We start from the raw sequence: 11,484 nt of genomic DNA, 5'->3' as shown, positions 1-11,484 counted from the left end.
ACTCGGCCGCCGCAAAATGGTCGGCGGGCAGGAGGATATGATCGTCGATGTCGCGCTCGACATGCTCAAGGCGCGTGGGGCGGCCGCGTGAGGGCAGGCGGGGACGAGCAAGGGATCGTCCCCGCTTACGGCTGCGTAGCAGGCCCGGTCATGCTTCGGGACGGGCCGGATGCCACAGCCGCCGGGGCGTCTCGGACTCATAGCCCTTGCCCTTGGGATAGCTCACCAGTTCGAGCTGCATGCCCCAGGGCGCAAGGAAATATATCCAGCTCTGGCCAGCGCTAGGCCCGGCCGTCCTGACGGTGGGGTCGCCTAGAATGCGGACGCCTCGGGCACGAAGCCAGGTCAGCGCCGCCTCCATGTCGTCGACATAGAAGGCGAGATGATGGCCCCCGACATCACTGTTGCGCGGGGGATCGCGCCGCTGGTCCGGCGCCCGATATTCAAAAATCTCGAAATTCGATCCATGACCGCACCGAAGGAATTTCAGGCGGCGCATGACAGTGCGCGGATGGACATTCAGATGCTTTTCCATCCAATCATCGTCCGCTTCGAAGGGGCCAAGTTCGTAAAAGGCCTCGCAGCCGAGTATGTTGACGAAGAAGTCGACAGCTTCATCGAGGTCGGGAACGGTAAAGCCGATATGATCGGTGCCCCGCAGGCCGGGAAGGCCGGTACTCACGGAGGCTTGAGCATCGGCGTGCTTTGGTATCTTCTCCATCGTCATGACGCGCGGCCAGAGTCGCTCGATGACTGGCCTTCCTGTTCGACCACGCAGGCCCGGATCGATCCGCGGTCGATGAATTTGAGCTCGTCGTCGGCGACCCGCCCGGCCGCATCATCCGCCCTCATTGCGGCCATCCACGTCTCGAATGCCGCGCGATCCGCGAACTCCATCTCGGTCACGACGTCGAAATCCAATGCGTCAGCCCGAAGATTGGCGTCATCGCCGAACTGCAGGAAATTCCGCCGATAGAGCCGCATCGGCGGCGCGACCTCGGCGATCAGCGGAGCATGTTCGGCTTCATAATATCGGCGAAAGGCTTCGCGCGACAGGCCCGGCTTCCGCTTGAGGAAGGCTAATATCTTGAACATCGGCGTTTCTCCGAAATTCCATTCGACTAGAACGTCACCTTGACCGTTGCCGATCGGGGAATCGCCTGGCAGGCGAGGACGAGACCCTCGGCAAGATCGGCATCATCAAGCAGCTCGTTGTGCCGCATGTCGACCTTGCCGGCGTCGAGCTGGCAAATGCAGGCTCCGCATGCGCCCGCCCGACACGAATAGGGAGGATTGAGACCGGCCGCTTCCATGACGTCGAGCATCAGCGTGTCCGCCGGCCAAGCCAGCGTTCTCGTTTCGCCTCCTAGCGTCACCTCGAGCGAGGCATCGGGCTCGTCCTGCGCCGAGCTCTGGCTGGCCGCATTGGGTGACTGCTTTTTCGGGGCGGCGAAAGCAAAGCGTTCCAGATGGACGAAATGCTTGTCGACGCCAAGCTGGGCGAGGGCCGCAGCGGCAGCGTCCATGAACGGAGCGGGACCGCAGATAAAATTTTCCCGCGAGCCAAGGTCGCGCGCATGGGCGGCGATCAACTTGTGCGACGGCAGGCCCTGAACGGATTCGAGCCAGTGCGTGACCGTGAACCTGTCGGCAAAATCGGCGGCAAGCGCCGCGAGCTCGGTACGGAAAATGACCGATCGTTCGTCACGGTTGGCATAGAAGAGCGAAACGCGTGCGCCCTTATTGTGAAGGAGTCTGTCCTTGGCGAGCGAGACGATCGGCGTAATACCGCTGCCCGCTGCGAAGAGCGACAGGTCCATCTCGGGAGCCCGGCTCACGAAGAGGCCCGCAGGACGCATCACGCGCAAAGTATCACCGGGCCGAACCTTGTCGACCATCCAGTTCGACACCGGTCCGAAGGGAACCCGCTTCACCGTGACTTTGAGAAATTCATCGACGCCGTGCACGCTCGAAAGCGAATAGCAGCGCTCAAGCTCACCTTCGTCGGTCGGCGCGCAGACCGTCAGGAACTGTCCGGACCGATAGGTAAACAGGCTGCGCTTGTCCTCGGGAACGGCGAGCACGAACGAACGCGCATCGTCGCTTTCCGCTATCACGTCATGAACTCGCAGCAGGTGGTGATTGTCGCTCACGGTCATTCCACTTCAATTGCCTCTCTCGCCGGTCCGGTCGATGGGGCGCGGCTATTAGGAGAAAGCTAGATCGGAGCCGTACAATGCGGGAGGCTCATTCCCTTGGTCTAGGCGCGCAGGGTATTGCCAATCCGGACAAGAAGCCGATGGCGGCGCTTGTTCGGTGCCTTCACGCTCAAAACGTCAATGCAGTGATCGCTTTGTCACATGCGCGCCATCTGTTGGCACGCTGGCAGTCCACTAGTCTGTTCTTGCGATCCGTTACCCCGAGGCCGGCATTGGGCCGTGCTGATACCGGGACGAACAGACAACGAAAAAGAGGAGTGAGATCATGGCTGAAGCCGCATTGAAAGCCGCCAGCGGCGACATTCCGTCCCCCGCGGACCTCGTCGAGCGGGCCCGGGCGCTGATTCCCGTCCTTCGCGAGCGCGCCGCGGCGAGCGAGGCGGCTGCGAACATCCTCCCGGAAACGGTGCAGGCGATCAAGGATGCGGGCCTGTTCCGCATCCTGCAGCCCCACCGCTGGGGCGGCTACGAGATGAGTCCCAAGACCTTCTACGACGTCCAGATGGCGCTTGCCGAAGGCGATATGTCGGTCGGCTGGATCTACGGCGTCATCGGCGTTCACAACTGGCAGATCGCCTTGTTCGACGACCAGGCGGGCCAGGACGTGTTCGGAAAGGACGATGGTGCGATCATTGCGTCATCCTACATGCCCAAGGGTAAGGCGGAGGCCGTCGAGGGCGGCTACCGCTATTCGGGCCGCTGGCAGTTCTCGAGCGGCAGCAAACATGCGCAGTGGTATTTCCTTGGCGGCCTCTTCCCGGGCGGCGGCGAAGGCATCCCGAACATGGGCACTTTCCTGATTCCACGCTCCGATGTGGAACTCGTCGAGACATGGGACACCGCAGGGCTCAAGGGCACCGGCAGCCACGATGTCGTCGTCAAGGACGTCTTCGTCCCGGCCTATCGTACGCATACCCACCGACAAGGCTTCGAATGCAAGAGCCCGGGCAATGCGGTAAACAGCGGACCGCTTTACCGGCTGCCGTTTGGCCAGGTCTTTCTCCGGTCGGTTTCGACGGCCTCCATCGGCGCGCTTCAAGCGCTGCTCGACGAGGTGATCGCCTTCGGCAGCGGCAAGCTCGGCTCGTTCGGGGGCAAGACGGCCGAGGATCCGTTCGCCCAGCTCGCCGTTGCCGAGGCGGCAGCAGCGGTTGCCGACATGAAGAATACTTTGCGGGCCAATTTCGATCATCTTGAGGATTGCGCGCTGAAAGGGGTGGCGCCGGCGGTCGAGGATCGGCTCCGCTTCAAATATCAGTCGTCGGAAGTCGCGGGCCGCTGTGCGCTTCACGCCGCGCGGTTGTTCAAGGTTTCCGGTGGCAGCGGTCTCTTCAACAGCCAGCCCTTCGCCCGGATCCTGGCTAATATCCAGGCTGGCGGCCAGCATCAGGCAAACAGCTTCCAAGCCTGGGGCGCCAATTACGGCGCGACCCTGCTCGGCCGTGAGAATCAGGATATCTTCCTTTGAATCGGGCGCCCGCCGACGTGCGGGCCCCGTAATACTGACTGGCGGACACCGCCGGCGCGAGAGGAACGGCATGAAGGGACAACCGCTCGAAACGCTCCAATATGACGTGGTCGTCGTCGGCTCGGGTGCGGGCGGAATGCTCGCGGCGGTGAGGGCCTCGGACCTTGGGATGCGTACCATCCTTCTCGAGAAATCCGATCGCTACGGCGGAACGTCCGCTGTGTCTGGCGGCGCGATCTGGATTCCGGGCAATGATTTCATCGCCGAGCGGGATCCGCCAGAGCAGGCCTTGAAATATCTGCTGGAGGTTACGGAAGGGCGCGTGCCCGAGGCCAAGCTGAATGCCTATGTGACTATGGCGCCGGGGCTCGTGCGTTATCTGGCGTCGCTCGGGGTCGACTATTATGTCGACCCGCTTGCGAGCCATCCCGACTATTATCCCAAGGCTGAAGGGGCGATGCCCGGCGGTCGGACGATGTTCATCCGGCCGATGGACGGCGGCGTTCTGGGCGAGAGCTACGCTCAGCTGCGCGAATCCTATCCGGAATTCAAGATGATGGACAAGATCAGCCTCGATCTGTCCGAAGGCGGCATGATCATCACACGTGCACCCGGCTGGCGGCGTGTCATCCTGCGCAACTTGCGCCGTTATTGGGGTGATTTGGCCTTCCGCCGGCGGACCCATCGTGATCGCCGGCTGACGATTGGCAATGCGCTCGTCGGCGGCTTGAGGAAGGCCATGCTCGATCGCGGTATTCCCTTGATCCTCAAGGCACGCATGACCGGTCTCGAGACCGAAGGCAGGCAGGTCATCGGTGTTCGCGCGACGGTGGAGGGGCGGCCCGTTCTCATCCGTGCCCGGCGCGCCGTGATCCTGGCGTCGGGCGGGTTCGAGCAGTCGCAGCACCTTCGCGACGCGCACTTCCCGCAGGCTACCGAACTGCGGTGGAGTGCGACGCCGCGGGACAATAACACTGGTGACGCCCTCGTCGCGGTACGCGAAATCGGCGCGGCGACGGAGTTTCTCGATGAAGCCTGGTGGGCGCCGACAGTGGCGGTACCCTTTCGCCTGGCTCCCAACATGGTCCGCAACCAGGGGATATTCTTCGAGCGCGGCTATCCCCATAGCCTTGCGGTGAACCGGCTCGGTAAGCGCTTCACCAACGAGATCTGTTCCTATCACCAATTTGGCAAGGCGATGATCCGCGACCAGAAGGCGTCCGGCGCCAATATTCCCTGCTGGCTGATCTTCGACGCGCAGTATCGCGCAAAATATCCTCTGGGCGGACTCCAGCCGGGCTGGGCGATGCCCGACGCACGGCTGCCTCAGGATTGGTTCGACAATTTCCTCTATCGCGCCGATACGCTCGAGGGGCTTGCTGCCAAGATCGGGGTTCCGGCCGATACGCTCACTGCGACGGTCGAGACGTTCAATCTGCACGCCGCGAGCGGTTCCGATCCCGAATTTGGTCGGGGCGCCAACGCCTATAATCAATATTTCGGCGACCCGACACATTTGCCCAGCCGCAACCTGGGCCCGGTTGTGAAGGCTCCATTCTATGCCGTTCGCCTCGACCTCGGCGATCTCGGCTCGAAAGGCGGTCCGCGAACGGACGAGAAGGCCCGCGTGCTCCGCGAGGACGGGACGATCATTGATGGGCTGTACGCGATCGGAAATTGCGCGGGTTCGGTCATGGGGCCCGCCTATCCGGGTGCCGGCGCTACGCTCGGGGCGGCGATGACCTTCGGCTATGTGGCCGCCGCCGCCATCGCCGAGACGGAGGGAGAATCGCTGCGCGGAGCGGCGTAGCGCGGCCCACGGATGCGAGACAAACCGAAACGCGCCGGTCGGCCGACTTGCCATTTTTGACAACACCTACTCGGCCGGTGGCCGAACTGCGGGAAAGATATCATGCCCACCTATTCAGACCTGACACCCGTAGCCGCTTGGCGTGAACTCAAGACAAGCGATGCGGACTGGGATGCCGCCGATCCGGCGCTGCTCGGCAGCATGCTTGCCGAACTGCACCTGATCCGTGCCTTCGAGGAAAAAGTACTCGAACTTGCGGGCCAGGGACTGGTCCACGGGCCGGCGCACTCCTCGATCGGGCAGGAAGGCGGGGCAGTCGGCTCGATCCTCCCGCTGCGGGTCAGCGACCAGATCAATGGGTCGCATCGCGGTCATCACCAGTTCCTCGCCAAGGCCCTCACCAAGGTGGCGGAAGGCATCCAGCCGCGGTCGGCATTCGAGGAACCGGTGCGCGACCTCATGGCCAAGACGCTGGCCGAAATCCTCGGCCTCGCACCTGGCTATTGCAAGGGCCGCGGCGGGTCGATGCACCTGCGCTGGACTGATGCCGGCAATCTTGGCACCAACGCGATCGTCGGCGGCGGCGCGCCGCTTGCGGCGGGCGCGGCATGGGCGCACCGACATGCCGGAACCGACGATGTCGCGATCAACTATTTCGGCGACGGCGCAGTCAACATCGGCTCGGTGCTCGAATCGATGAATCTGGCGGCGGCCTGGAAGCTGCCGCTCTGCTTCTTCATCGAGAACAACATCTATGCCGTGGCGACCCATGTCAGCGAGGTCACCGCCGAACCCCGCCTCTCCGCGCGCGGGCTCGGTTTCGGGATCGCCTCATGGAAAGTCGATGGCATGGATCCGCTGGCCGTCTATCTCGCGACAGAGGAAGCCTTGGCGCACATGCGTGCTGGGAACGGACCCTCGATCATCGAGGCGGACTGCTATCGATACTTCCACCAGAACGGCGCGTTGCCGGGCAGCGCCTTCGGCTATCGGCCCAAGGACGAAGAAGCGGACTGGCGGGCGCTTGATCCGCTCGATCGCGTTGCCGACCGGATGCTCAAGCGGCAGCTGATCGGCGAGCAGGACGTGGCGGACCTGCGCATCGGCTGCGTCGCGATGATGCACGCGATCGCGGCGGAGCTCGTGGAGGAGGTCGATGGCAAGAAGCGGATCGTCCAGTCCCTGTGGCCATCACCCGATTTTCGCGATTTTGGTATTCGCGGCGATCTCTCCGAGTTCGCGGCTGTCCGCACCGCCGAACTCGAAAATTTTGGGGGGGCGATCGTCGCCGATCAAAAGTTCATCAACACGGTCGCTGACGTCATGCACCGGCGCATGGCCCAGGATCCCCGCATCGTCGTGCTCGGTGAGGACGTTCATCGGCTGAAGGGCGGAACGAACGGCGCAACGCGGGGTCTCGCCGATGCCTTTCCGGATCGGGTTCTCGGCACGCCGATCAGTGAAAACGCCTTCTGCGGGCTGGCGGGCGGCATGGCGATGGACGGCCGTTACATTCCCGTGGTGGAACTCATGTATCCCGATTTCCTGTGGGTGGCCGCCGACCAGATTTTCAACCAGATCGCCAAGGCCCGGCACATGTTTGGCGGCGAGGGCGAGGTCCCGCTCGTGATGCGAATGAAGATCGCGATGGGGAGTGGCTATGGCTCGCAACATTCGATGGATCCCGCAGGGATCTTCGCGACCTCGGTTGGCTGGCGGATCGTGGCGCCCTCGACGCCCTTCGATTATGTGGGTCTGATGAACAGCGCGTTGCTGTGCAAGGATCCCGTGCTCGTCATCGAGCATGTCGATCTCTACAACAGCAAGGGGCCGGCGCCGAAGGACGACCTCGACTATTTCATCCCGTTCGGTAAAGCGAAGGTCGTGCGGAACGGCAGCGCGATGACCATCCTCACCTATTCGGCGATGGTCGCGACGACACTCGCAGAAGTCGCCGCGCTCGGTCTCGACGCCGAAGTGATCGATCTGCGCAGTCTTGATCGGGCCGGAATTGATTGGGATACGATCTCGGCCTCGGTGCGCAAGACCGGCAACGTCCTGATCGTCGAGCAGGGTTCGATCGGCACCTCCTATGGCGGCATGCTCGCCGACGAGATCCAGCGCCGCCTGTTCGACTGGCTCGACCAGCCTGTTCAGCGCGTCCACGGCGGGGAGGCCAGCCCGAGCATATCGAAGATACTCGAGGCCGCGGCATGCGCCGGTCCCGCCGAGATTGCCGCGGGGCTGAGGCATGTCATGGCCGAACAGGGGCGCCCGCTGGCTTTTGTGGAGTAAGGGAATGATGCTCGATATTGATCTGATACGCGAAGCCTGCCTCATCGACGGCGATTGGGTGGCGGCCGACGACGGGTCCACGCTCCGGGTAACTGATCCCGCCAATGGCGGTCTCATCGCCTCTGTGCCTCGAATGGGCGCCGCCGAGACGCGGCGTGCCATTGCGGCCGCAGAGGGCGCCCTTGTGGGCTGGGCGGCACGTCCCGCCAAAGAGAGGTCCACCATGCTTCGGCGTTGGCACGACCTCATGATCGAGCATCAGGAGGCGTTGGCCCGCCTTCTTACCCGTGAGCAGGGCAAGAGCCTCGTCGAGGCGCGAGGCGAAATCGCCTATGCCGCGAGCTTTCTTGAATGGTTCGCGGAAGAAGCCAAGCGCGTCTACGGCGATGTGATTCCGGGACATGCGCGCGATAAGCGAATTCTCGTGCTCAAGCAGCCGATCGGTGTCGTGGCGGCGATCACACCGTGGAACTTCCCCGCCGCGATGATCACGCGCAAGCTTGGGCCTGCGCTTGCGGCGGGCTGCACCGCGGTCGTGAAGCCGGCAAGCGAAACACCGCTGACGGCCTTTGCGCTCGGCATCCTCGCCGAGCTAGCCGGCCTACCGCCGGGCGTGATCAATATCGTCAGTGGCCGTTCGGATGCGATCGGCGGCGAGCTCACCAGCAATCCGGCGGTTCGCAAGCTGAGCTTTACGGGCTCGACCGAGATTGGTCGGAAACTGTTGGCGCAATGCGCCCCGACGGTGAAGAAGACGTCGATGGAGTTGGGCGGGAATGCGCCCTTCATCGTCTTTGACGATGCCGATGTCGATGCAGCTGTCGAAGGCGCCGTTCTGTCGAAGTTCCGGAACAGCGGCCAGACGTGCGTTTGCACGAACCGGATTTATGCCCAGGCGAGTATCCATGACCTGTTTGTCGAAAAGCTTGCCGCACGGGCCGCTGGATTGAAGGTCGGACCCGGCTTGTCCGAAGATACGCAGCTCGGACCGCTGATCAACGAGAACGCCCTTCTCAAAGTGGAAGAGCATATTGCCGATGCATTGGCCCATGGCGCTGTCGTTCGCGGTGGCGGGAACCGGCACGAGCTTGGCGGGTGCTTTTTCGAACCCACGATCATGACCGGCGTGACGCAAGACATGATGGTGGCGCGCGACGAGACATTCGGTCCGCTCGCGCCGGTAATCCGGTTCGACACCGAGGAGGAAGTCATTGCCCTGGCGAATGACAGCGAAGTCGGCCTTGCCGGCTATTTCTATGCGGCCGACCTCGCACGCGTCTGGCGGGTGGCCGAACGGCTCGAATGCGGGATGATCGGCATCAACACCGGTCTGATCTCGACCGAGGTGGCTCCCTTCGGCGGGGTGAAGCAATCGGGGCTCGGCCGCGAAGGCTCGCGCTACGGCATCGATGACTATGTCGAGCTGAAATATCTCTGCATGTCGGTCTGACAGGCAGACCGTTGTGCCCAAAGAGGAGGCCGGGATCGCATCATGTGCGTCCCGGCCTTTTTCTTGCCCGCGGCGGACGGCAGGCGCTGGTTGAGCTTATCCTGCGCCGACGCATATCGGCGCAGGGAATAGACGCGTCACTCTGCGAGAAAGCTGAGGCAGGCCTCGTTGAAGAGACGTGCTTCCTCGATCATGAACCAATGGCCAGCCTGGTTGGAGATGATGACGCGGCAGTTATCGATCTTTTCCTGCATGATGAAGGCATGCGAGACCGAAAGAAACTGGTCGTGGAAGCCCCAGAAGGCCAAGACAGGCATTTTGAGCTCGTGGAGCCGCTCCCAGACGGGATGGTGGATCGCCTTGCTGTAGACCTCGATCGGCTGCGATTGCGCGATCGGTAGGCGCTCGGCGATCACCTGGTCCGTGAGATGGCGCTCGTCCTTGACGATGAGCTTCAGCAGCTCACGAAAATTGTCCGCCGTGAAGTTCTGCGCACCGACCGCGGCTACCATGGCCTGGAGGCCGGGCGAGGACGGACGGGTGCTTTCCTCATGCACGCCGCCTGGCGCCATCGAGATGATCTTCGGGACGGATCCGGGATGCTCGAGCGCATAGGCGTGGCCATAGAATCCACCGAGCGAATTGCCGATCGGCACGAGCTGCCGAACGCCCAGCTGCTGCATCAGCTCGTGCAACATCGCGACCTGATTTTCCGTGCTGTAGCTGAAGTCGCGTGGCTTGTCCGAGTGGCCGTAGCCGAGATAATCGACGACGACGACATGATAGCCGGCGTCAGCCATCACCGGGAAATTGTTGCGGAAATTGCTATAGCCACTTGCTCCGGGGCCGCTGCCGTGAAGAAAGAGCAAAGTCGGCTTGTCGTTCGGCTGGCCGAGTTCGTGATAGTGGAGCCGGTAGCTCCCGTTCCATACCGTGGCGAACTTCCCGACGGGAAAGGCTGGCTTTTCAGTCATAATTTGTCCTTCCGCTATCTGATCGGCGTTCAGCGGAACCTGGCCTGGTCGCGGGTCCAAGCCTCGAGCGGCACGGTGAGATCCATGTCGAGTTCGAAGCGGTCGGTCATCGCGGGCGTGACGTCGGCAGCATCGACATAGAATTGCTCGTACCAGCGGCGCAGCTGGTAGATAGGCCCGTCGAACTCGGAGAGGACGGGATTGTCGATGCGGGTCTTACGCTTCCAGAGTTCGACGTCCTGGAAGAAGGCATCGACCGCGGCTTTGCCGAAGGAGCGACCGAGTGCGATGCTCTCCTCCTCCGACACGCCTTCGATGCGCTTGGTCGTGACCCCGGCATGGAGCACGAAACTGCTCGGCGTCACGGGGTAATGGGCGTTGATCAAGAACAGCTCGACCGGCTTGCCGAGATATTCGGCGGTCTGGTTCACGATCATGTACGCGGGGCCATAATAGGTCGCCGAGCTGGCGAAGGAAAAGTCCGATTTGTCGGTCTCGACCTCGCCGAAATTCACGTCCTTGCGCGCTTCGAACCAGGCGTTCTGGGTTGCCATATGCTTGTCGAAGATGTTGACGAAGCGGTTCACGCTCCAGCCGTGGACATAGTAGAAATGGGTCGCGTCGGCGGCATTATCGACGAGCTCACGGCAATTGGTGGGGATGTGGAGCGTCGTCCACTCCCAAGGGAGGCATTCGCCGTTCATCACCGCATCGATTGGGGGAATGGCGACCTCCGGCGGCGGCGGATTTCCTTCTGGATCATTGTAGACGAAGAGCTGCTGGTTCTGCTCCATCACCGGCCAGGCCTTGATCCTGGCCTTGCGGGGGATCCGCGGCGAATAGGGAATATGGGCGCATTCGCCTTTACCGTTCCACTGCCAGCCGTGGAAGGGGCAGGCGACCGTGCCGTCGATGATCGTTCCCGTCCCGAGATCGGCGCCCATGTGGGGGCAAAAGCCGTCGAGGACCGCCATGCTGCCGTCCTCCTGTTGGAAGACCACGAGCTTGGAACCGAAAATCTCGATCGTATGCGGCTTGCCGTCCTTGAAGGGAGCGGCGAGGCCAAGGCAATGCCAGCCGCGCGCGAAGCGCGAGGGCGGGGCGTCGTGCCCGGCGCGGAGAATGTTGGCGGTTTGAACGTTCATCGGTGGGCCTCATCCAGTTGCCGGCGCATTCGCGAGCGGCATTGGGCGATGCCGATCCGCTTGCGCGCGGTCGTTGACTCTGGATGCAGCCTAACGACTTTCGCTTCAGCCTTTCAGCGTGGC

Annotated in this window: 10 protein-coding genes; 5 read left to right on the top strand and 5 right to left on the bottom strand. The window is 62.7% G+C overall.

Annotated elements, in window-relative coordinates:
• Positions 1–91 (top strand): hypothetical protein (locus tag AC58EF_RS27085; RefSeq protein ID WP_497279489.1); only part of this gene is annotated, 91 nt, incomplete at its 5' end.
• A gap of 57 nt (positions 92–148) precedes the next feature.
• Here AC58EF_RS27085 and AC58EF_RS27080 read toward each other — a convergent pair.
• The 3 genes from AC58EF_RS27080 to AC58EF_RS27070 are packed head-to-tail and all read right to left on the bottom strand — an operon-like array spanning position 149 to position 2,159.
• A complete protein-coding gene (locus AC58EF_RS27080) occupies positions 149–682 on the bottom strand; it encodes a VOC family protein (RefSeq protein WP_497279486.1) in 534 nt (177 codons plus the stop codon).
• Positions 683–723: 41 nt separating this feature from the next.
• Positions 724–1,095, bottom strand: coding sequence for an EthD domain-containing protein (locus tag AC58EF_RS27075; RefSeq protein ID WP_497279485.1), 372 nt, complete (start codon positions 1,093–1,095; stop codon positions 724–726).
• Between the two features lie 26 nt (positions 1,096–1,121).
• Complete coding sequence (locus AC58EF_RS27070) at positions 1,122–2,159, bottom strand: 2Fe-2S iron-sulfur cluster-binding protein (protein WP_497279484.1); 1,038 nt, start codon at positions 2,157–2,159, stop codon at positions 1,122–1,124.
• 325 nt (positions 2,160–2,484) lie between these two features.
• Between AC58EF_RS27070 and AC58EF_RS27065 the strand changes: the two genes are divergently transcribed.
• The 4 genes from AC58EF_RS27065 (at position 2,485) to AC58EF_RS27050 (ending at position 9,242) form a co-directional block, all read left to right on the top strand.
• A complete protein-coding gene (locus AC58EF_RS27065; RefSeq protein WP_497279483.1) occupies positions 2,485–3,687 on the top strand; it encodes an acyl-CoA dehydrogenase family protein in 1,203 nt (400 codons plus the stop codon).
• Between the two features lie 70 nt (positions 3,688–3,757).
• Positions 3,758–5,497 (top strand): FAD-dependent oxidoreductase, encoded by a 1,740-nt coding sequence (locus tag AC58EF_RS27060; RefSeq protein ID WP_497279482.1) that lies wholly within the window; start codon positions 3,758–3,760, stop codon positions 5,495–5,497.
• Between the two features lie 102 nt (positions 5,498–5,599).
• Entirely contained in the window at positions 5,600–7,792 is a 2,193-nt protein-coding gene (locus AC58EF_RS27055; RefSeq protein WP_497279481.1) for an alpha-ketoacid dehydrogenase subunit alpha/beta, read from the top strand.
• A gap of 7 nt (positions 7,793–7,799) precedes the next feature.
• Positions 7,800–9,242 carry an NAD-dependent succinate-semialdehyde dehydrogenase gene (locus AC58EF_RS27050; RefSeq protein WP_497279488.1) on the top strand — a complete coding sequence of 481 codons (1,443 nt, stop codon included), beginning with the start codon at positions 7,800–7,802 and terminating at the stop codon, positions 9,240–9,242.
• Positions 9,243–9,379: 137 nt separating this feature from the next.
• On the opposite strand, the gene AC58EF_RS27045 is transcribed toward AC58EF_RS27050, so the two are convergent.
• Both AC58EF_RS27045 and AC58EF_RS27040 read right to left on the bottom strand, forming a co-directional pair.
• Entirely contained in the window at positions 9,380–10,216 is an 837-nt protein-coding gene (locus AC58EF_RS27045; RefSeq protein WP_497279480.1) for an alpha/beta fold hydrolase, read from the bottom strand.
• Between the two features lie 29 nt (positions 10,217–10,245).
• Positions 10,246–11,361, bottom strand: a complete 1,116-nt coding sequence (locus AC58EF_RS27040) for a 3-ketosteroid-9-alpha-monooxygenase, oxygenase component (protein ID WP_497279479.1) — start codon at positions 11,359–11,361, stop codon at positions 10,246–10,248.
• Positions 11,362–11,484: the final 123 nt, after the last annotated feature.

It is taken from the genome of Sphingobium sp. WR1 (assembly GCF_059693745.1).
Note: the sequence above shows the minus strand (reverse complement) of the source record. Positions and strands in the feature narration are given on the sequence as shown.